This is a genomic window from Phocaeicola sp. RTP21198st1_B8_RTP21198_201120 (assembly GCF_040929485.1).
Classification (GTDB): domain Bacteria; phylum Bacteroidota; class Bacteroidia; order Bacteroidales; family Bacteroidaceae; genus Phocaeicola; species Phocaeicola dorei.
The window spans coordinates 56,682-77,454 of the sequence record NZ_JBCOCI010000012.1; the positions used below are offsets into that span (position 1 = coordinate 56,682).

20 protein-coding genes are annotated in these 20,773 nt (G+C 41.4%); 11 read left to right on the top strand and 9 right to left on the bottom strand.

The features are described 5' to 3' along the window. The first annotated feature begins 257 nt into the window (after positions 1-257). A complete protein-coding gene (locus AB5935_RS07750) occupies positions 258-1,154 on the top strand; it encodes a PfkB family carbohydrate kinase (RefSeq protein WP_007837877.1) in 897 nt (298 codons plus the stop codon). A gap of 52 nt (positions 1,155-1,206) precedes the next feature. Here AB5935_RS07750 and AB5935_RS07755 read toward each other — a convergent pair whose 3' ends face one another. From AB5935_RS07755 to rlmN, 9 genes are read right to left on the bottom strand one after another with little or no spacing between them, the layout of a single operon-like run. After that, a complete protein-coding gene (locus AB5935_RS07755; RefSeq protein ID WP_007837876.1) occupies positions 1,207-2,406 on the bottom strand; it encodes a sugar MFS transporter in 1,200 nt (399 codons plus the stop codon). Positions 2,407-2,411: 5 nt separating this feature from the next. Next, positions 2,412-3,134, bottom strand: coding sequence for an HAD family hydrolase (locus tag AB5935_RS07760; RefSeq protein WP_007837875.1), 723 nt, complete (start codon positions 3,132-3,134; stop codon positions 2,412-2,414). A gap of 4 nt (positions 3,135-3,138) precedes the next feature. Then, complete coding sequence (locus AB5935_RS07765; RefSeq protein ID WP_007837873.1) at positions 3,139-4,143, bottom strand: lysylphosphatidylglycerol synthase transmembrane domain-containing protein; 1,005 nt, start codon at positions 4,141-4,143, stop codon at positions 3,139-3,141. Beyond that, positions 4,140-5,090, bottom strand: coding sequence for a CDP-alcohol phosphatidyltransferase family protein (locus AB5935_RS07770; protein WP_007837871.1), 951 nt, complete (start codon positions 5,088-5,090; stop codon positions 4,140-4,142). The genes AB5935_RS07765 and AB5935_RS07770 overlap by 4 nt, the downstream gene beginning before the upstream one ends. Positions 5,091-5,094: 4 nt before the next feature. Then, a complete protein-coding gene (locus AB5935_RS07775; protein ID WP_007837870.1) occupies positions 5,095-5,949 on the bottom strand; it encodes a hypothetical protein in 855 nt (284 codons plus the stop codon). Positions 5,950-5,970: 21 nt separating this feature from the next. Then, on the bottom strand, positions 5,971-6,681 hold the full coding sequence (locus AB5935_RS07780; protein ID WP_007837868.1) for an NDP-sugar synthase: 711 nt from the start codon (positions 6,679-6,681) through the stop codon (positions 5,971-5,973). 43 nt (positions 6,682-6,724) lie between these two features. Next, positions 6,725-7,825, bottom strand: coding sequence for a 4-hydroxythreonine-4-phosphate dehydrogenase PdxA (gene pdxA, locus AB5935_RS07785; protein WP_038609124.1), 1,101 nt, complete (start codon positions 7,823-7,825; stop codon positions 6,725-6,727). A gap of 27 nt (positions 7,826-7,852) precedes the next feature. Beyond that, positions 7,853-8,917: a DUF4837 family protein gene (locus AB5935_RS07790; RefSeq protein WP_007837866.1), complete on the bottom strand. Its 1,065-nt coding sequence runs from the start codon at positions 8,915-8,917 to the stop codon at positions 7,853-7,855. A 24-nt stretch (positions 8,918-8,941) separates the two neighbouring features. Next, complete coding sequence (gene rlmN / locus AB5935_RS07795; RefSeq protein ID WP_007852732.1) at positions 8,942-9,991, bottom strand: 23S rRNA (adenine(2503)-C(2))-methyltransferase RlmN; 1,050 nt, start codon at positions 9,989-9,991, stop codon at positions 8,942-8,944. 86 nt (positions 9,992-10,077) lie between these two features. On the opposite strand from rlmN, the gene AB5935_RS07800 reads away from it, so the two are divergent. From AB5935_RS07800 to AB5935_RS07845, 10 genes are all read left to right on the top strand, one after another. Then, positions 10,078-12,549: a DUF4922 domain-containing protein gene (locus AB5935_RS07800; protein ID WP_038609122.1), complete on the top strand. Its 2,472-nt coding sequence runs from the start codon at positions 10,078-10,080 to the stop codon at positions 12,547-12,549. 56 nt (positions 12,550-12,605) lie between these two features. Further along, positions 12,606-13,922: a SpoIID/LytB domain-containing protein gene (locus AB5935_RS07805; protein WP_007837862.1), complete on the top strand. Its 1,317-nt coding sequence runs from the start codon at positions 12,606-12,608 to the stop codon at positions 13,920-13,922. Between the two features lie 65 nt (positions 13,923-13,987). Continuing rightward, on the top strand, positions 13,988-15,262 hold the full coding sequence (locus AB5935_RS07810; protein WP_007837860.1) for an MFS transporter: 1,275 nt from the start codon (positions 13,988-13,990) through the stop codon (positions 15,260-15,262). A 540-nt stretch (positions 15,263-15,802) separates the two neighbouring features. Beyond that, complete coding sequence (locus tag AB5935_RS07815; RefSeq protein WP_007837858.1) at positions 15,803-15,940, top strand: hypothetical protein; 138 nt, start codon at positions 15,803-15,805, stop codon at positions 15,938-15,940. A gap of 209 nt (positions 15,941-16,149) precedes the next feature. Beyond that, on the top strand, positions 16,150-16,707 hold the full coding sequence (locus AB5935_RS07820; RefSeq protein ID WP_007845164.1) for a DUF4251 domain-containing protein: 558 nt from the start codon (positions 16,150-16,152) through the stop codon (positions 16,705-16,707). A gap of 233 nt (positions 16,708-16,940) precedes the next feature. Beyond that, a complete protein-coding gene (locus AB5935_RS07825) occupies positions 16,941-17,498 on the top strand; it encodes a DUF4251 domain-containing protein (protein ID WP_038606244.1) in 558 nt (185 codons plus the stop codon). Positions 17,499-17,523: 25 nt separating this feature from the next. Next, complete coding sequence (locus tag AB5935_RS07830) at positions 17,524-18,156, top strand: DUF4136 domain-containing protein (RefSeq protein WP_368327386.1); 633 nt, start codon at positions 17,524-17,526, stop codon at positions 18,154-18,156. Between the two features lie 12 nt (positions 18,157-18,168). After that, positions 18,169-18,807 carry an outer membrane beta-barrel protein gene (locus AB5935_RS07835; protein WP_007837787.1) on the top strand — a complete coding sequence of 213 codons (639 nt, stop codon included), beginning with the start codon at positions 18,169-18,171 and terminating at the stop codon, positions 18,805-18,807. A 116-nt stretch (positions 18,808-18,923) separates the two neighbouring features. Further along, complete coding sequence (locus AB5935_RS07840; protein ID WP_007837786.1) at positions 18,924-19,967, top strand: sensor histidine kinase; 1,044 nt, start codon at positions 18,924-18,926, stop codon at positions 19,965-19,967. Next, the gene (locus AB5935_RS07845; RefSeq protein ID WP_007837785.1) at positions 19,960-20,745 is read left to right on the top strand and encodes a LytR/AlgR family response regulator transcription factor; all 786 of its coding nucleotides are present in this window, start codon (positions 19,960-19,962) and stop codon (positions 20,743-20,745) included. Before AB5935_RS07840 ends, AB5935_RS07845 begins: the two co-directional genes overlap by 8 nt. The last annotated feature ends 28 nt before the right edge of the window (positions 20,746-20,773 follow it).

Genomic DNA, 20,773 nt, shown 5'->3' on the forward strand with positions numbered 1-20,773 from the left:
GGTTTTGCCAGTCCCTTACGAGCCATCAGCACACCTGTCATAAAAGTTGAAGTAACAGCGCCCAATCCAACACAAAGAACGCCCAATTTACCGGTTGCCGGTTTCACATTCATTTTTTCCATTCTAATTTCTTTGTTAAAATTGCATCTCATAGCAGAGATTAAGATAATTTGTGCCAAAGTTACACCTTCTTTTGAAAACTTCCATGCTTTTTCTAGTTTTTTTTGTAGCTTTGCAACCGTTTAATATAAATAGGTATGGATGATATTTGTTGCATAGGCCACATTACATTAGATAAGATAGTAACACCCAGGAAAACGACTTATATGCCCGGCGGAACATCCTATTATTTTTCACACGGAATCAGTCATTTAAAGGATACAAAGCATTATCAGCTGGTCACAGCACTAGCGCCCAGTGAATTTAAAGCTGTAGAAGATATCCGTGCAAAAGGTATCAGAGTCACTGTTATTCCCAGTCAGCGAACAGTCTATTTCGAGAATACATACGGGGAAAATCAAGATAACCGCAGTCAGCGGGTATTAGCTAAAGCCGATCCTTTCACAGTGGAACAGCTACAGAATATAAATGCCCATATTTTTCATTTGGGAAGCCTTCTGGCAGATGATTTTTCACTGGATGTTGTAAAATATCTTTCAGAAAAAGGTATTTTGGCGGTAGATGCCCAAGGATATTTGCGCGAAGTCCGGGGTGAAAGAGTTTATCCCATAGATTGGACAGACAAGTTGGAAGCCTTAAAATATATTGATATTCTAAAGGTAAACGAACACGAAATGGAAGTGCTTACCGGTCACAAAGACATAAAACAAGCCGCTTTGCAACTTGCTGAATGGGGAGTAAAAGAGGTATTGATAACCTTGGGAAGTCTGGGTTCTGTAATTTATGCAGAAGGTAGATTTCATAAGATACCCGCCTATCCTCCTAAAGATATAGTTGATGCTACAGGATGCGGAGATACGTATGCCACAGGATATTTATATATGCGCAACAAAGGAGTATCCTATGAAAAAGCCGGTTGTTTTGCAGCAGCCATGTCGACACTGAAATTAGAAGCATCCGGTCCCTTCAGCAAAACAGAAGAAGATGTATGGGATATTATCCGGACTAGTCCTTTGAAAGCCGAGGAAATTTAAAAATAGATAGAAATCCCGATAAAGCCAGACAGCCATATCGGGATTTTTAATTTCAGTTTCCTTCTACATCGGCATACCACGAATAGAATAATACAACACAAAAAGAAACAAATGGTATAATGAATGATAAGGACATATTACTATTGTCTGCCACATATCCCATCAACACAGGGCCAATAGCTCCTCCTACAGGAGACATCATTAAAAAAGAAGAGGCTCGTTTGGTTTTATTTCCCAACCCTTTCAAAGATATGGCAAAAATAGTGGGAAACATGATGGCTTCGAACACATATACCAAAAACAAAGCAACTAATGAAATTTTTCCTAAATTGCAAACGATAAGAAAAGTAGCCGCTACCGTTCCCAAAGCACAGTATAGCAAAACTCTTTCTGCACGAATTCGCTGCATAATCCAACTACCGGCAAAACGTCCGCACATAAATAACCCGAGCCCACCGAATGAAAGCACTACTGCCGCATCACGGGCATTCATCCATCCATCGTCCACCACATAATTGATAAAGAAACTATTGATAGAAATCTCTGCTATTTCATAACTGAATAGTGCCAGTAGACCAAATAAAAATAATTTATGCGACCATAAGCCTTTTTTAACTGTCTTTCCATTCACCACATTGTCTGTATGAACAATCTCCGGAAGTTTGATACGGGAAAAGACCAGTGCCACTATCAGCACAACTACCCCCATCAGCATATAAGGATATGAAATATTCGCCTCTCCCTTCTCCGAGAACAACAATAGTCCTCCCACCAAAGGGCCGCAAATACATCCTAATCCATTAAAGGACTGGGCCAGGTTCAACCGACTGGCAGCTGTTTCCCTATCCCCTAATTCTGTCATATAAGGATTTGCAGCCGTTTCCAAAAAAACCAAGCCGCAAGCGATGACAAACAAAGAGAACAGAAAAAATTCAAATGACATCCAGTATTCGCCGGGAATAAACATCAACGACCCGATGCCGTAAAGCAATAATCCGAAAACAACTCCCCTACGATATCCATATCTGGTGATGAATAACCCTGCCGGAACAGCCATTACGAAATAACCTAAATAAAACATTACCTGCACCATTGCCGAATGAGTACGGGTAATATCCATCACCTCTTGAAAATGTTTATTCAGCACATCAAGAATAGCATGTGCAAATCCCCATAAAAAGAATAAAGAGGTTACTAAAACAAAAGGAACTAGATAGTCCCTTTTTACCAATGCATGTCTTTGTGTCTCCATACTTTTTATAATAGAACAGGCAGTTGGGCCAAATTCGTTATAATCACATCAGGAACAGATTCGTCAATGACTTCTCCTCCCCAACCTTCTCCTTTCAACCAAGCTACACGACATCCCACCGCTTTGGCAGGAACAACATCTTTTGAGAAAGAATCTCCAACCACCAGCACATTCTTTGCCACAAATCCCATAGCATCCACTCCGAGTCTGTAGATAGCGGGATCTGGTTTACGAACACCCACCACAGAGGATTCAATAATTTCATCAAAGAAATCCAGAAGTCCAAAATCCTTTAAAATGGTCTGAATATTACCATAAAAATTAGAAACCAGCACTAACTTATATTTTTTGGACAACTCTTCCACTACCGGACGTGTAACCTGCAATATATCCAATACATACTCATAACAGCTGTCTGCTACTTTCGTGGCATAAGATTGCAGTTTCAACTCATCCATAGGCAACTTTCTCTGTTCTGCCAACCATTCCATCTGAAGTTTGGCCTTAATGGAAAGTACATCATGAAAATCATGCCAAGGCTGGACAAAAGGGTATTTAGCCAACGCTCTTTCTCCAAAGACGTATGCCTCACGAAAACTCTCCTTATCCACCGGAATCTGATGTTCCACATACTTGGCCCACAATACTTCCGCCCAGTGACGGCTATTCGTATCTATCGTACCGCCATAATCAAATATAACTCCCTGAATATCTTTCAATGCGTTCATTATCTCATGCTTTATTAGTAGGTGTACCGTTGCCGACTTTCATCAACAACACACCAATTACAATCCAAATCAATTCACGTACACGGGTTATCAATCCGGTATAAACTCCGAAAGCTCCCGGAATAGCCAGTCCTCCTACCGCTAAAGCAAAGCCCCCCTCACGAGCGCCCAATTGCATAGGCGAGAAAAAGAACAAATTAGCAAATAAAGAAGTAAATGCCATAATCAGAATACAAGCCGGAAAGCTAACATCTGTTGTCAGAATATTCAATATGAAATACACTTCCAGGCAACCTAGAATCCGAGCCATGAATTCCAGACTTAACGAGGCATAAAATGTAGACTTACGCTGTTTGTGCAGCTCTGCTATCTGACTGTCCACACGTTCCAAAGTCTCCCGTTTGTTTTCTGAAAAACGTTTGGCCCATCCTTTAATAAAAGGAATATATTGTAATAATTTTAAAGTACGGACAGCCATTCCATTCTTGTATCCTTTCATAAAAAAATAAATAGCCAAAAGAGAAACCACACCCACAACAGCCAGCATAGTCCCCATGGCAATATCTACCGGGCGTAAAGCCAAATACAAGAAAATAGAACAAAACCAAAAACAAAAATGCGAGAAAATATGCATCATCACATAAAGGATAACTGATGATGTTGCCTTACTGGCCCCGACATAAGGAGTCAGTTCCATGATACGGTAAGGTTCTCCTCCCATTAATCCTACCGGAGTAGCATAATTCAGTGCAAACCCGGAAACTGTAAGCTTATAAACTTTCCAAAACGGAATAGGCGTTCCTTTTTTTCCATCTCGGATAATAATGTACCAAGAAAGGGTATTGAACAAGTAAATGATAATCCATAACCCTACTACAGCCGGCAGCCAAATCCCTGCCCGGCGCAAGTTAGCCAACAATTCATCATACTCCATATCAAAAGTACAGAGCATTACCACGATAGCTACAATCCCAAATATCAGGAATATATTTCTATATTTACTTTTCACTTCGCCGCGTATTTATAATATAACTGTGCGCAAACCGCCTCGTGGCAATGGCGCATATATACAAATAAAGAAGTCATTACAATAATCTCGAATACAAAATACAACCAAGGTTCGCCAATCAGCAAACTGATATACAAAGCAATGGCACGTGTATTAAAAGTCAAGATATTGGTATATTTCATCAAAGGTTTGCTAGCTGCACGAAATTCGTTCCGCAACTCCTGTGGAATATTGTCCCCATACTTTTCCTTTACCAAAGCATAGAAACGCTGAAAATTAGGGGTCATTCTTTCCTGCTGACGTGTGTAATTACCATAAAAATACAAAAAAGCTTTCCACCAGAAATTTCCTTTCCAAGGTAAACTATAAAAGATCTCACGCTGTTGTTTGAAATTATCCAGCTCACTTCCATTTTTCCCTTTCAGAAAATATAAATGAATATTACGATAATAATCCGCCAATGTACATTGTTTACTATGACAAACAGTGCCCGAAAAAGCAGCCAATATCCAAATAAAAATCCCCCAATGCATCCCGTCACCAATATGAAACGGCATAGGCTGGTCCATCAGTCTGAGACAGATCGCCGCATAAATAGTAAAGAACCAAATATCACCGGCAAAGCCATCCAACATACGTCCCCACTGGGTTTTCTGCCCTGTAAGCCGTGCCAATTGGCCGTCCGCACTGTCATAATGGTTTGCCCACATCAATAGAAGTATACCAATCAGGGTATGTTTCATATCGGGGTAATAGAACATCACGCCTGCGCCTATACCTAGAATAATAGAAAAAATGGTCACGACATTGGGATGTACCTTCAATTTTTTAAACAATAGCGCCCATGCATATCCTATGGGACGATTGAAATAAATATCCAGGAACTCCTCTGTGTCCATGGATTTGAAAGAAGCCTCTATTCCTTTCTTCTCACTCTCTGTACTCATGTCTTTATTGTTTCATTTGCTTTTTAGCCCGGTTATAAATGCACTCTGCAATTTTACCTCCCGCTTCCTCACGACAACGGGCAAAGCTGGGCCAATCATTAAAATCTATAATCCGCAGTGTTCCGTCGGCTGAAACCACACAATCACCTCCGTAAATGGGTACGTTCAGCGCCTCAGCAGCTTTATCACTTTGTATTTTCAATTCCTCTACGCTAAAAGGAATCCCTTTGGCTATTCCGTTTATTTTTTCCAAACCGAACTTACTGTGCGAACAAGGAGACGGATAAAACCAATAAAAGAAATCAGTGCCGTGTACCCCATAGAATTTCACCAAGTCGCCTTGCAAGTGCTCATTGATGACCGCAACAGGAATGTCACGGTTGCGAAAATCAGCCAGAATATTCTCCACCTCTTCCTTACAAGTGGCATAAGCTACATCTTCTTTCACCATAGCATGAGAGTCTCCCCGCTTTACCCAACAAGGATAACAGTTTTCAGAATACTCGTCTGCTGTGGAAATAATAAAACTCTGCGGATGAGGAACTCCTCTTTTTATAAGTAGCTCCGTCATGGGTCTACGTACACAATTATCTATACCGTAAGCAGAGTTTATCACCAACGCACCTCCATCCTCCAAAGACTTCAAGCGGGCTATTGTTGCTTTATCACGGGCCATATCAAAAATGATATCTCCTTTGACACCCTGCTCCACGAAATCCTTCTCGGCATAAACCTCAACTTCACAGCCCAATTGTCCCAACTCTTCCACCACCTTATTAAATATGGCGGCATCATTGTCCACATGATTGGGTGAATATTCGTTTCCACGGCTTACCCCTATTATTGAAATCACATTCATTCCTTTATGTTATCTTTTAAATTACTCGTCCTTACCGGTCAGAAAGTTTTCCGCTTTCACTATATCACTGGCATGGTCTACATCCAGAATTTTTGTAAAAGGATAAGCCTTTAATTTCAAGCCGTCGGCCACTAACTGCCTCTGGAAGTTGCGCATACGGGACATACCTTTTTCCATACACCCGTGCAATGTCTTGACCGCTGTCGGAGTCAGGCAGTAAATTCCTCCCGATATATAGCGGCATCCGGAGATGGCCTCATCATGAAAGCCAGTTATGTTCAAAGCTTCATCTGTAGAAATGTAAAGCGGTTTTTCATCGTCTATGAAATCGGTCACCGCCATATATCCATCTTTGTCCGATTGTTTGAACGCTTCAATAAAAGTCGAGAATTCTTCTTCACGGAATATGGTATCTACAGTAGTCAAACAGAACTTATCGTCTTTCAAATAAGAGTTCAGTTCATAAAAACTATGCATTGAACTAGGCGTAGTTTTCACAACTACTTCCAATGGCACTGTCGCTTCCGCCTGTAGTTTTGCCAAATGCTCTTTTGTCAACGGACTTTCATTATTAATAATGATGACCACCTTATCAGCCCCGTTGCGCACAAAGATCTGTATCAGACGGTCAATCATGGCAACTCCGTTCAGTTGCACCAAAGGTTTGGGTAAAGCTACCCCTTCTTGTGAAAGTCGGGAGCCTTCACCCGCTGATATAATTGCAAATTTCATTTCTACTCTTTTTCTTGAAATTATATTTTAGACCGGTTCACCATCAATCTTCATCATCAATGGTATCTAACTTCAGTTTATCGCTATCATCCCGTTTCTCATAATACTGTTTACGCAATGGATGTGCATGGATATCTTTTTCGACAATCCGATTACGGAAAACATCCATAGCCACATAGATAGCCTGGCGAAAAGAATCTTCCAAGGCAACCCCTTGTCCGGCAATATCATACGCAGTACCATGTGCCGGAGAAGTGCGTACAATAGGAAGTCCTGCCGTGTAATTCACTCCTTCATCCATTGCCAAAGCTTTGAAAGGAGCCAATCCCTGATCATGATACATAGCTAGAATTCCATCAAAATGAGTATAGTTGCCAGATCCCATAAAGCCATCGGCCGGATAAGGTCCGAAACACTGAATGCCTTTGGCAACCATTTCCTTCATTGCCGGAATTATGATATCACTCTCTTCCGTACCAATCAATCCCTCATCACCCGCATGAGGATTTAATGAAAACACAGCTATACGCGGACTGTCGATGCCAAAATCCTCTTTTAAAGAACGATGGAAAACAGCCAATTTTTCCATAATAAGTTCCTTGGTAATATCTTGTGCTATCTCGCGTACAGGAACATGACCAGTCACCAAAGCTACCCGGAAATCATTCTTCAGCAAAATCATTAACGCTTTCTGTCCTTCCCCCACACGCTCTTCAATATATTCTGTATGACCGGGGAAATGAAAAGTTTCCGACTGAATGGTATGCTTATTGATAGGAGCAGTTACCAAAACATCAATCATTCCCTCCCGATAGTCCTGCAAAGCTCTCTCCAACGCATCCAAAGCTGCTTTACCAGCTTCCGGTGTCGGTTTGGAGAGCTCCACCTTCAATTCGTCTTCCGTACAATTCACGATGCTCAGTTTATCCGGCTGAGCATCATCTGCAGAATTGACAATACTGAAATTTGTTTGAATATCCATTGCTTTACGATGATAAGCAGCCACTTTAGGTGATCCATAAATAATGGGTGTACAAAGTTCCAGCATGGTAGGATCCGAAAAAGTTTTGAGAATTACTTCATATCCTACTCCGTTGATATCCCCATGAGTAATACCAACTCGTATCTTGTAGTTATCTTCCATCTATATTATATATTATAATGTCTCTTCTTACTTTACCCGGCTTGTTGTATCTATTTTTTCTTCCGGAATATTACCACTAATTACAATTTCGTCAATCAAGCTTTCATTGGGCAATCTCAATGTATAAAGTGAAGCTTCCATCTGACGCATCAGATTACGTTTCAATTTATCCGGTGAATAAATAAAGGCCTCAACCACAATGACACGACCGTTAGCACGATCCACCCGTGCATGAGACACAAACGGACCTCCCATCATGTCACCTTCCATTTCCCATAATCCGCGAGCTTCTTGCGCATACTCTCCTTTTACAACAATATCTTCCACATCCACAAACATAGAGTCTGTTGCCATATACATTCCTTCGCGTTCACCCGGAATATTTGCTTTCATTACAGAATCACGTTTATGAATGAAATAATCTTTAGTAAAGGTATCCTTGTCTGTATAAGGATAAGAGTACATTACAAAATTCATATCCGCTGTAGCACGATTAGTAGAAGCCCACAAAAAATCTTTGCCTTCTTTATAGTTAGCCAGTTCTATCGGCACCCAGATATCACAATCAAAAATACTTCCTACCTTAGTGGAAATCACATCGCTATGTTTTTGTTTCAACAAAGTTATCTGACGATTCATCTCAGCTTTCACAAAGAAATCTATAATCACTTTACTGTTCTTTGCTACAAATTCCTCAAATTCGTCTTCATTAGGAGCCTGAATTGTCATAATCATCTGCGGAGACGCATAAACATCACGGGAAAACTTAAGTTTGGGCTGAGTATAAATATCTTGAATATCCACAATGATGATATTACGGAATATTTTCAGCACACGGTCAAAATGCTGAGGGTCCACATTTGATATACGAAACGAACGCTCCGCCTGGGGTAGTCCGGGCACATTGGTATCCAATACATCAAACAATGCACGTCCTGCAGGACGGTCCCATACAGGTTTATTTACTACGACCAATACTTCGTAAGGTCTACCGCTGGACGTGGGGGTAAACAAGTTCTTTTGTCCCTTCTTACAAGAAGCCAGTACCAGAACCACCAGCACCAAACTTAAATAAAATGCTATTCGTTTCATAATTATATGATATTATTGTTTAGTTTACTGTAATGTAACACCTTTCTCTTTCTGTTGTTTAGCTGTAGACAACATTCCGCAAGCGGCAAAAATATCCTCTCCTCTTGATGCACGAATGGTGGCAAATACGCCATGTTGCGTCAAATAATCACGGAAAGTTGTCATTGCTTCCATATCCACCCCTTCTAAATCAACATCAGGAATAGCATGAAACCGGATTAAGTTGACACGACACTCAATACCCCGCAAGAGTTTCACTATCTCTTTAGCATAGATCAGTGAATCGTTCACTCCTTTGAATACGATATATTCAAAAGACAGACGACGCTGTTTGCTAAAATCATAATTATGCAATATATCAATAATTTCCGTAATGGAGAAAGCTTTCTCGGCGGGCATCAAATCCCTTCGTTGCGAAGGAATCGGAGTATGCATACTGATAGCCAGATGACAATCACTTTCATTCAGAAAGCGCTCCAGTCCTTTCTTTAAACCCACAGAAGAAACAGTGATGCGTTTCGGACTCCAGCCGTAACCATATTCTGAAGTCAGGATCTCAAGCACTTTCAACACCTCGTCCAAATTGTCGAAAGGCTCTCCCATACCCATGAAAACAAGATTAGTCAGCTTTTCCCTTTCGGGGATAGAATAGATCTGGTTTAATATTTGATTGGCTGTCAGATTAGCTGTAAAACCCTGTTTCCCGGTCATACAGAACTTGCAGTTCATTTTGCATCCTACTTGCGAAGAAACACAAAGAGTAGCCCGGTCCTCATCGGGTATATAAACCGCTTCAATGAAATTACGGGTTGGCGTACGGAAAAGATATTTCACCGTACCGTCTACCGAACGCATTTCTTCCACCGGGGCAGATGCCCCCACCTCATACCCTTCTTTCAACGCTTCGCGATGCTTTAATGACAAATTGGTCATCTCGTCTATCGTTTCCACCTTTTTATCATACAACCAAGACGCAATCTGCTTTGCGGCAAATTTAGGCATTCCCAGATTCCTCACAATCTGTTGAATCTCATCCAATGTCCTGCCAAGTAATGCTGTTTTCGGAGTTTCCATTTATATTTAAAAGACAATTAGCGTACAAAGGTAGAGAAAAAATAAGATATATTACCTATCTTTGCCGTGAGAAATACTTTTTAACAATGAGAAAAACAATTAATTGCTTTATTCCTTATATGGAAAGCACAGCGGCAGAACAGACAATCCATGCTCTAAAAGAAAGTAGCATAGTCAACAAAATCTATCTGCTGAACATTGAACCCAACAAGACATTATCCACACCCGATGGATGCGAAATATTACCTATTGATTCACTAACCAGTTCTAAGACAATGAAGATGATTGCTGAAAAGGCAGACACACCTTATATCTTGCTCTACACCAAAACTTCTGCTTTGGAACTGGCTTACAAGGCACTGGAACGCATGACTGACTTCCTGCAGGACAGAGAATGCGGCATGGTTTATGCCGACCATCATGAATGGAAAAACGGAGAAAAGAAGAAACATCCCGTCAACGACTACCAACCTGGCAGTGTGCGTGATGATTTCGACTTCGGTCCGCTACTGATATTCAACAGAACGGAATTCATCCTCGCCAGCCTCCAAATGACAGAGGAAAGAAAGTATGCCGCCCTTTATGAACTGCGCCTATTCCTTACCCTCCATTCTCATCTGGTACATATCAACGAATATCTTTATACGGAAACAGAAAGCGACAACCGCCTGTCCGGCGAAAAGCAGTTCGACTACGTAAATCCCCACAACAGGGAAGCACAGATAGAAATGGAAGAAGTGTTCACACTGTACTTGAAAGCCATCGATGCCCTCCTTGAACCTATGTATGTGGAAACGGATGTAAAGAAAGGAAATTTCGAGTACGAAGCCTCCGTCATCATCCCCGTGCGCAACCGCGCCCGTACCATTGACGATGCCATCCGGTCGGCACTCTCACAAGAAACACGCTTTCCATTCAACATCATCATCGTGGACAATCACTCGACAGACGGAACCACAGAAATCATTGGTCAATACAAGGAGAACAAAGCGGTAATCCACCTTCAGCCCCAACGTACCGACCTGGGCATAGGGGGATGCTGGGACCTCGCAATCAACCATCCCCGGTGCGGGCGCTTCGCCATACAGCTTGACAGCGATGACCTGTACAGCGACACCCATACCCTGCAAACCATCGTAGACACGTTCTACAAAGAGCAATGCGCCATGGTAATAGGAACTTACCGCATGACGGACTTCAGGCTGAACACCATCGCCCCGGGAGTGATAGACCATAGCGAGTGGACGAAAAAGAACGGACACAATAACGCATTGCGCATCAACGGCCTGGGAGCTCCGCGCGCATTCTTCACACCTATCCTGCGCGAAACAGGCGTGCCCAATGTCAGCTACGGAGAAGATTATGCCCTGGGACTCATTTTCTCGCGCCAATATAAGATAGGAAGAATCTATGATGTACTCTATCTGTGCCGCCGCTGGGAAGGGAACTCGGATGCTGCCCTGAGCATAGAGCAGACCAATGCCAACAATCACTACAAAGACAGCCTGCGCACCCGTGAACTGGGAATCCGCAAAAAATATACAGAAGAGCTGAAGAACCGGAATGAAATCAAGCGATTTATAGACAGCCAACTGGCGTGCTGGCCACTGGCACACCACAACCACGAGGCATTACAGACTGTACAGACCAAGGAACTGTCCATAAACGGCTACACGTTTGTGGTACAGTGCAATACACAGCGTGCGGTTTCGACTACCGCCAAAGTGGATAAGGACAGCATCCAAGCACGCCCCTGTTTCCTGTGCAAGGAAAACCAGCCTAAGGAGCAGAAAGCACTGGAAACCATCACTGCAAACAGAATATGCGTTAACCCTTATCCCATATTGCCGGATCACCTCACTATCGCCCATAAAGATCACATCCCCCAACTCATGGATGAGAATATTTTCAGTTACGATGACGTCCGTGCATTCGTACAGAAATATCCGGACTACGCCCTATTCTATAATGGAGCACATTGCGGAGCCTCTGCACCGGACCATCTCCATCTTCAAGGAGTCAGAAAAACTGATGTTCCCATCATCCCGAACGTACAACAGCTGATAACCCACGCACAGACAATCGATATACGCAGCATGTATTTTCCCTACCTAGAAGAAGAGGAAGATTATCCACTAGAATGTAGCCGAATTTACCTCAACACCAAGGACTATCCCTGTCCTTTGGTAATCCTCTCAAGCAACACGCATTATGACGACTCCCTGTTATACAGCGCCCTCGCCGCTTTCCCACCGGATGAAGACGGACAAGAAGCGAAGTTCAACCTGCTGTTATGGAAGGAAGGCCATCTATACTATACGGTGGTTTTTCCCCGCAGCAAGCACCGTCCCGACTGCTACTTTGCAAAAGGCAGCGAACAGATGCTCATCAGTCCGGGAGCTTTGGACATGGCTGGCGTAATCGTCACCACCCGTCAGGAAGATTTCGACAAAATAACAGAAGAAAAAGTGGCATCCATCATAAAAGAAGTGGGAATAACAGTAGAAGAAGCCGAGAAGATACCCGGACGTTATTTTGACGAGAAAGCAAAAAGATAGAGAGAACACGAAGAGATGAAGGAATTACAGCAAGCCCATAAACAAGACGAATAACAATGAAAGAACCCGAAATAAGCGTAGGAATAGTAAACGCACAAGAAATTCATTTTTCACTGAACGGCAATTTTTTCGCTAAAGGAGAAACGGTCTGTGGTGAACAACAAGTAGCCTTCAGCGAAGGAGGTATTCTGTGGAATGGTAATCTTTACCGCGAACTGACCTTCACTCCACAAGACGAACATGCCTCGTTTTCATTATATGACGTAACCATCGGAATTAATTTCCACTGGGAACGGCAAGAAACCCAAAGTTTTATGGGAACACTGAAACTAGTGGTGGACGAAGGCAAAATCACCGCTATCAATATTCTTCCCGCCGAAGACTATTTGATAAGCGTCATCTCTTCGGAGATGAACGCCACCTCCTCTTTAGAGTTTCTGAAAGCACATGCCGTGGTATCACGCAGCTGGCTGTTTGCTCAAATAGAGAAACGCAAAGCTTTAAGTGGCAAAAATGAAGGTTTCTTTTCCTTTATCAAGACCGATACCGAATATATCCGTTGGTACGACCGGGAAGACCACACCATATTCGACGTTTGTGCAGATGATCATTGCCAACGTTATCAGGGAATAACCAAGGCATCCAGTGCTGCCGTAACTGAAGCAGTACAGGCAACCCGAGGGCAATTACTAATGTATGAACGCGGCATCTGCGATGCTCGTTTCTCTAAATGTTGCGGAGGTGCAAGTGAGGAATTCGGCTATTGCTGGGAAGATAAGAATTATCCCTATTTGTCTACCATCCGTGATACGGAAGAAGAAGAAAACCGTCCGTTACCCGATCTGACTAAAGAAGAAGAGGCAGAACGTTGGATACGTACTTCTCCCGTTTCGTTCTGTGATACCCACGATAAAAAAGTAATTTCACAAATACTGAACAATTACGATCAGGAAACCACAGATTTCTATCGTTGGAAAGTGCGTTATTCCCAGTCAGAGCTAGCCGAACTGATCCGTCAAAATACAAAATCAGATTATGGAGACATCATCGACCTGATTCCCATCCAACGTGGCAAGTCCGGACGTATCTGCAAACTGAAAATTGTAGGTTCTTTGAAAACATTGACTATCGGAAAAGAATTGGAGATACGTCGTACCCTGTCTTCGTCCCACCTATTCAGTTCAGCCTTTGTAGTAGATAAGGGAGAATTGAAAAACGGCGTCCCCGAATGGTTTCTGCTAACGGGTGCCGGTTGGGGACATGGAGTAGGCCTGTGCCAAATCGGGGCTGCCGTAATGGGGGAACGGGGATATACCTACGACGAAATTCTATTGCATTATTATAAAGGTGCAGATATCCGCCGTTTCTATTAACCGATCCACCAAGCCATGCGCCGGATAGGATTTCCATCCGGAATCTTTAAAATGAAAAAGGAATAATGAAAAACAAACATACTTCACCGTGGGCATGGATACCCACGCTATACTTTGCACAAGGGCTGCCCTACGTGGCAGTGATGACTATTTCAGTCATTATGTATAAAAGATTAGGAATCAGCAATACCGAACTGGCTTTTTATACCGGCTGGCTTAATCTGCCCTGGGTTATCAAACCTTTGTGGAGTCCTTTCATAGACCTTATCAAAACGAAACGCTGGTGGATCGTCACTATGCAACTCTTAATGGGTGCGGGACTGGCAGGCATAGCCTTCACCATCCCCACCGAACACTTTTTCCAACTTACGTTGGCAATTTTCTGGTTGTTGGCATTCAGCTCTGCCACGCATGACATTGCTGCCGATGGTTTTTACATGCTGGCACTGGACTCGCACCAGCAAGCTTTATTTGTAGGAATCCGCAGTACTTTCTATCGCATTGCGACTATTGCAGGACAAGGGTTGCTTATCATGCTTGCAGGAAGACTGGAAATTGTAACAGACAATATACCTTACGCCTGGTCCATCACCTTTTTTGTATTGGCCGGGCTTTTCCTGGGAGTGTGGATCTATCATAAGTTTATTCTTCCCCATCCGGATTCAGACCATGCAGCCAAAGAAGTTTCCGCTTCTACCCTACTCAAAGAATTTTTTGGCACTTTTGCCAGTTTCTTTCAGAAAAAGCAGGCAAGTATTGCTATTCTCTTTATGTTACTCTACCGTTTACCGGAAGCACAACTGGCAAAAATGTGTATTCCTTTCTTTATAGATCCTATTGAAGAAGGTGGTTTGGGGCTCACCACTGAGGAGATAGGTTTCGTACAAGGAACAGTCGGCATCATCGGGCTTACCCTTGGAGGTATTTTAGGAGGAATAGCCGTAGCCCGTAACGGTTTAAAACAATGGTTGTGGCCGATGGTATGGGCTATTTCCTTACCTGATTTAGTCTATGTTTACCTCAGTTATGTCCAACCCGATTCCCTATACCTTATCAATATTTGCATTTTTATAGAGCAATTCGGTTACGGATTCGGTTTCACAGCTTATATGCTTTATCTTATTTATTTTGCGGACGGAGAACATAAAACGGCACATTATGCCATTTGTACCGCATTTATGGCATTAGGCATGATGATTCCCGGAATGGCCGCCGGTTGGCTTCAGGACCAGATGGGATACAACCATTTCTTTATCTGGATTATGATATGTTGCGCTGTAACCTTTGGGGTGACGGCACTATTAAAGATTGATCCGGAATTCGGCAAAAAAAAAGATTGATGCCGATGATGAAGAATACATCTACAAACTGAGACTTTGCCCTCTTTCTCCAACAGAGTTTTTCATTTCTGCTACCACTACTGAGCTTTTATCAGAAGTAACAATCTAGATATAAGCATCTTATAGAGGTGGTGGCAGCAGTATTTTTTAGATACCCAAAAGGCTGCCACCACCTCTTATAATACTTTTCTCATCAAGACTCGAATTATTCCCACAAAAAGGAACATATATTTAGAGGAATTCTTCCGCTCCTTTTGAAAAAAGATAAGGAACTTCCGAACAATACATGCTTATCTTCTGATACATTCAACCGCATGATGTTTCGGTTTCAACTTAATGGAACAGTCTGAAACAACTCGGCATGTAGAATGAATGCAGTGTAGTTTAACGCTTTAGGTTGACTACTCTTTCATCTTACTTGTACGGATGGTTGACAGAGATAATACTTAGTTATAATATCAGTTGACTCTTTCAAGAGTTATTTCTTTGCCGGGTTGACAATCTTCCTGCAATTACTATTATCAAAAAGAATATCCTAAAATGGTGGCAGTAACATTTTCCATCCCTTCAAATATTCTGCTGCCATCACCCCTCAAAGCCTTTATTTATGAGCATTCCAGACAAAAGGTGGCAGCAGTGGCAGTAGAAAAGAAACTCTATAGAGAAAAAAATAAATAGAAGTTCACATAGCCCCCGGAAGAAAAAATCTTTTTTAAAAGATAGAAAGACAGAAAATAATGCTATACTTGCAAACTCAAGCCAAATAAAACAGACTAGAAAGAATATGACAAGGAAGAGTTTTAACCTAAAAAATAAGATAAAGTCCTCTCAACAAAACAGTTATTATATTTGTTTCATATTCAAACAATAACATAAAAGATACATATATGAAAAAGATTATTTTATTAGTATTCGTCACCTTGTTTTGCTGCGTAGACTACTCACAAGCACAAACAACAGAAAAGAAAATGACACGTCAGGAAAAGAAAGAGGCGCAAAAAGCCATGGAACAAGCCTTGTTCGAAGAAGCCAGACAAGCTATAGAAAACAAAGCTTTCACACTGGAAGCTGACCGGGTTATATTTAAAAGAGGCAGAAATGCCTTTGTTTCTTCTAATACCAATTTTGTAATGGTAGACGACGATAGAGCATCCGTACAGGTAGCGTTTAACATTCCTGCCAGCGGCCCTAACGGATTAGGAGGTGTCACTGTAGACGGCAATGTTTCCGGTTACAAGATCAAAACCGACAAGAAAGGAACCATGTATCTGACAATGAGTGTAATGGGGGTGGGTATATCTGCTCAGGTAAGCATAACATTACCTCATGGAAGCAACAATGCCACCGTAGATATACGGCCCAACTTCAATTCCAACCGCCTGACTTTATCCGGTGAACTACTGCCGCTTGACAAGTCAAATGTATTTAAAGGAAGGTCTTTCTAATCACTTTATAGTTCATAGAACATAAGCCCCGGAAATTTTGTTAAAGCAGATTTCCAGGGCTGTTTATTTCCCATTCATTCCTCTTCACACTTTTAATTTCAGTTCTTCAAAAATACACTTCAGCAACCGGTTTTTCCGTTTCAGTAACAAATTACTACCTACTTATGCCAAAGCTTATTATGTTTGTACCGGATTTCAATAGGAAAACAACATAAAATAAAAAAGTAGGTATTATGAGAAAAGTTGTAATATTAACATTAGTAACCTTGTTTACCTGCGTAGAGTACTCACAGGCACAAACAATAGAAAAGGAAATGACACGTCAGGAAAAAAAAGCAGCTCAGGAAGCTTTGGACAAAATGTTATTTCAGGAAGCCAAAGAGGCAATAGACAACCAAACCTTTGTACTGGAAGCGGACAGAGTTTACTTTAAATACGGAACCTCCGCTTTCGTTTCATCCAACACCAACTTTGTAGGACTGGACGGTGACAAGGCTGTAGTGCAAGTAGCATTCAATGTACCTTTCAGCGGTCCGAACGGACTAGGAGGTATTACCGTAGACGGGAATGCTTCGAACTATAAAGTAAAAACCGACAAAAAAGGTAATATTCATGTCAGTATGAACGTGATGGGAATCGGAATCTCAGCCCAAGTAAGCATTGATATACCTTATGGAAGCAACAATGCGACTGTAGATATTCTTCCGAACTTTAATTCCAGCCACATGACTTTATCCGGTCAAATATTGCCATTAAAGAAAGCCAATGTGTTTAAAGGACGCTCACTATAAACTACTTAACTAAAATAATAGGAATATGAAGAAGCTACTATTTCCACTATTCATGCTTGCCATGATAGTTACTTCGTGCGAGAAAGATCCGGATATGAATAAACTGGATAGTGACTACAGCGTTTACACCGATTATGACAACAGTGTACATTTCAATGAGTTTTCCACCTATTATCTGCCAGATAGCATTCTGGTTCTGGACAACAGCCTGAAAGCCAATTATTGGAAAGATGAAAATGCCCAAAACATTATCAGTGCAGTAGCCCATGAAATGGAACAGAAAGGCTATGTAAGGACGGAAGATAAAGAAAAAGCCAATGTAGGCATTCAGTTGTCATACGCCCAACAAAGAATACAAATAACCACAGGAGGATGGTATGGCGGCTGGTGGGATGCCGGATTCTGGGGACCTTACTGGGGAGGAGGATGGTATTATCCTTATCCGGTAACTTACAGCTATGACACAGGAACCCTGATTATGGAAATGGTTGATTTAAGACAACCTGTCGATCAGTCTAACCAAAACAAACTGCCTGTCATCTGGCATGCTTATGCGTCAGGACTGCTATACGGAAACTCCCATTTCAATATGCAGTTGACATTAAATGCCGTCAATCAGGCATTTGCACAATCTCCTTATCTGTCAAACAAACAATAAAACCGGAAAATCATGAAAACGAAAATATTAAAACACAGAGCTCCCAAACGTATCCTCATCGGAGTGTTATTAGTTCTCTTTTGTTTCACAAGTAAAGCACAGATCTGGGAAAATGTACATTTCAACGTAGACTGGCAGATGAATATGCCGTTGAACAGCAACTTTGCCGATAAATTCAGCGGATGGGGAATGAACTTTGAAGGAAAATATGATCTGACTCCCTATTGGTCTATAGGAGCTTTCCTTAATTTTCATACCAATCACCGATACGTGGACCGCCAGACCATCCCCCTCACCCCAACGGCTTCATTGACAACAGACCAGCAACAATCGGCGTTCCAACTTCCCTTTGGAATATCTGTATCCTACAAGTTACTGGATAACAGGTATGTAAAACCTTACTTCGGAGTCAAATCGGGTGCCATGTATTCTCAAAACTCCATTTACAACAATTTGGTACAATGGTATGAACGCCCGTGGGGATTCTATGTATCACCCGAATTGGGAATAGATATTCATCCGGTACCTTATCAGCGTCTGGGGTTTCATGTAGCCGTATATTATAGCTACGCAACCAATCAAACCGATATCCTGACTTATTCTGAAGATGGAAGAAATAGCATGGGTGTGCGTGTAGGAGTTTGTTTTTAATCCATACTAAGCGTTTGCTCATAAAAGAGGAGATTTGGAAAGTATTCTATTTTTTTCTGAATTTCCTCTTTTTTTCATAGTTTTGTAAAATAACCCAAATCATTTTCAGCAGCGGAATGGCTATGCAAAATAAATACAATCAATTCTTCAACTTTTTCCTGTTTTCAGGTCTGGCATGTTTCTCATACCTTTCGCTGGTACTATATACCGACCTTACGCCTCAACATCAGAAAATATTAATCTCCTTTCTGGGATTTATTTCTGTGGTATTCATATTCAATCTGGTAGGCTTTAGTCTGATATTCATCAACCGATGGCTGAAAAAAAGCTATCTATTCTTTATCAAGAAGAGAAACAAACTGATCATCAATTGCATTTTGATTGCAGCTATTCTTTTCTTCATGAATTACGCTACTCTGACCATCTGTAAAGTATTGCTGGAACTGCCCTTCCCATTTGTACTAAGCAGTCCGGGCCTGCGCTTGATCATGATTATATGGTTGGTAGAAATTGTGATTGTGAGCCTGAGTATCATGAACGCTTTTTACAGGCAGCTGGTTATTCTGCATGAAAAAACAATGAAACTGGAAGAAAGTTCCATCAAAGCACAATACACGGCTTTACAAAATCAATTAAATCCACATTTCCTGTTCAATAGTTTGAATACTTTAATATCCGAAATAGAATACAATCCGGAAAACGCAGTAGTTTTTACACAAAAGCTATCGGATGTTTATCGTTATATCCTAAAAAGTCAGGAACAAGGACTTGTTACCTTACGTAATGAACTGGAATTTCTGGATTCATATATCTATCTGCATCAAGTGCGTCTGGGAAAATGTATTCAACTGGAAAACAAAATACCCCCCACGTTATTGAACAAGAAAATTCCTTCATTAACTCTACAGTTGCTTATCGAAAATGTGATAAAACATAACATCATCAATATGGAAAATCCAATGGTCATCCATTTGGATTATTCTGACAAAGATCAAACTCTTTCCGTAAGAAACAAGATCAAATTAAAAAAGAATGTTGCAAAATCAGGAATGGGACTGAAGAACTTATCTGCCCGCTATCTGCTGATTTGCAACTTGCATATCACAATTATTGACGATTCTGAATATTTCACCGTTAAAATACCTTTGCTGAATGAATAAGATAAAAGCCGCTATTATAGAAGATGAAATTCCTGCAGGACGCCTGTTACATAAAATGTTGTCAGGATTAAGGCCAGACTGGGAGATAGTTGTATTACCCGGCAGCGTAGAGGGATCTGTAAAATGGTTCCAAGAGCATCCACACCCGGATATAATCTTTCTAGATATCCAACTGACCGACGGCATTTCTTTCACTTTCATAGAACAGACCCAACCGGAAAGTATGATTATTTTTACCACCGCCTACGACGAATATGCCATACGTGCTTTTACTGTAAACAGCATAGACTATCTGCTGAAGCCAATAAACAGGGAAAGATTGGCCGAAGCCATCGAAAAGTTTGAAAGATTAACTGCCAGATATGGCAATGCCAACCTATCGAGCTCATCCAATGAATTACTGAACTTACTGAAAAATATAAGTAATCCGGAAAAAAAATACCGTACCCGCTTCCTGATATCAGGAGACGAAAAGCTGTATACCTTGCAAGTAGAAGATATAGCTTATTTCTATTCTGAAAACAAAATTACTTTTGCCGTCACAAAAGAAGGGAAAGAGCATATCATAGATTTATCGCTCGACAAACTGTCCGAACAACTAAACCCAGATATTTTTTTCCGCACCAACCGGCAAACATTGGTTAGTGTACATGCCATACAGAAAATAGAAAACTATTTTTTAGGAAAAATAATAGTACAGGTAAAACCGCCATTTAAAGATAAAATTACTGTAAGCAGAGAAAAGATAGCTGCAATGAAGCTTTGGCTCAATTATTAAAAAAGTCTGTTTATATAAAAAAGCACTA

Excerpts from the sequence above, each read along its gene's own strand:
- AB5935_RS07750 (WP_007837877.1), top strand. The coding sequence starts at position 258 with ATGGATGATATTTGTTGCATAGGCCACATTACATTAGATAAGATAGTA.
- AB5935_RS07755 (WP_007837876.1), bottom strand. The coding sequence starts at position 2,406 with ATGGAGACACAAAGACATGCATTGGTAAAAAGGGACTATCTAGTTCCT.
- AB5935_RS07760 (WP_007837875.1), bottom strand. The coding sequence starts at position 3,134 with ATGAACGCATTGAAAGATATTCAGGGAGTTATATTTGATTATGGCGGT.
- AB5935_RS07770 (WP_007837871.1), bottom strand. The coding sequence starts at position 5,090 with ATGAGTACAGAGAGTGAGAAGAAAGGAATAGAGGCTTCTTTCAAATCC.
- AB5935_RS07775 (WP_007837870.1), bottom strand. The coding sequence starts at position 5,949 with ATGAATGTGATTTCAATAATAGGGGTAAGCCGTGGAAACGAATATTCA.
- AB5935_RS07780 (WP_007837868.1), bottom strand. The coding sequence starts at position 6,681 with ATGAAATTTGCAATTATATCAGCGGGTGAAGGCTCCCGACTTTCACAA.
- pdxA (WP_038609124.1), bottom strand. The coding sequence starts at position 7,825 with ATGGAAGATAACTACAAGATACGAGTTGGTATTACTCATGGGGATATC.
- AB5935_RS07790 (WP_007837866.1), bottom strand. The coding sequence starts at position 8,917 with ATGAAACGAATAGCATTTTATTTAAGTTTGGTGCTGGTGGTTCTGGTA.
- rlmN (WP_007852732.1), bottom strand. The coding sequence starts at position 9,991 with ATGGAAACTCCGAAAACAGCATTACTTGGCAGGACATTGGATGAGATT.
- AB5935_RS07800 (WP_038609122.1), top strand. The coding sequence starts at position 10,078 with ATGAGAAAAACAATTAATTGCTTTATTCCTTATATGGAAAGCACAGCG.
- AB5935_RS07805 (WP_007837862.1), top strand. The coding sequence starts at position 12,606 with ATGAAAGAACCCGAAATAAGCGTAGGAATAGTAAACGCACAAGAAATT.
- AB5935_RS07810 (WP_007837860.1), top strand. The coding sequence starts at position 13,988 with ATGAAAAACAAACATACTTCACCGTGGGCATGGATACCCACGCTATAC.
- AB5935_RS07815 (WP_007837858.1), top strand. The coding sequence starts at position 15,803 with ATGGTGGCAGTAACATTTTCCATCCCTTCAAATATTCTGCTGCCATCA.
- AB5935_RS07820 (WP_007845164.1), top strand. The coding sequence starts at position 16,150 with ATGAAAAAGATTATTTTATTAGTATTCGTCACCTTGTTTTGCTGCGTA.
- AB5935_RS07825 (WP_038606244.1), top strand. The coding sequence starts at position 16,941 with ATGAGAAAAGTTGTAATATTAACATTAGTAACCTTGTTTACCTGCGTA.
- AB5935_RS07830 (WP_368327386.1), top strand. The coding sequence starts at position 17,524 with ATGAAGAAGCTACTATTTCCACTATTCATGCTTGCCATGATAGTTACT.
- AB5935_RS07835 (WP_007837787.1), top strand. The coding sequence starts at position 18,169 with ATGAAAACGAAAATATTAAAACACAGAGCTCCCAAACGTATCCTCATC.
- AB5935_RS07840 (WP_007837786.1), top strand. The coding sequence starts at position 18,924 with ATGGCTATGCAAAATAAATACAATCAATTCTTCAACTTTTTCCTGTTT.
- AB5935_RS07845 (WP_007837785.1), top strand. The coding sequence starts at position 19,960 with ATGAATAAGATAAAAGCCGCTATTATAGAAGATGAAATTCCTGCAGGA.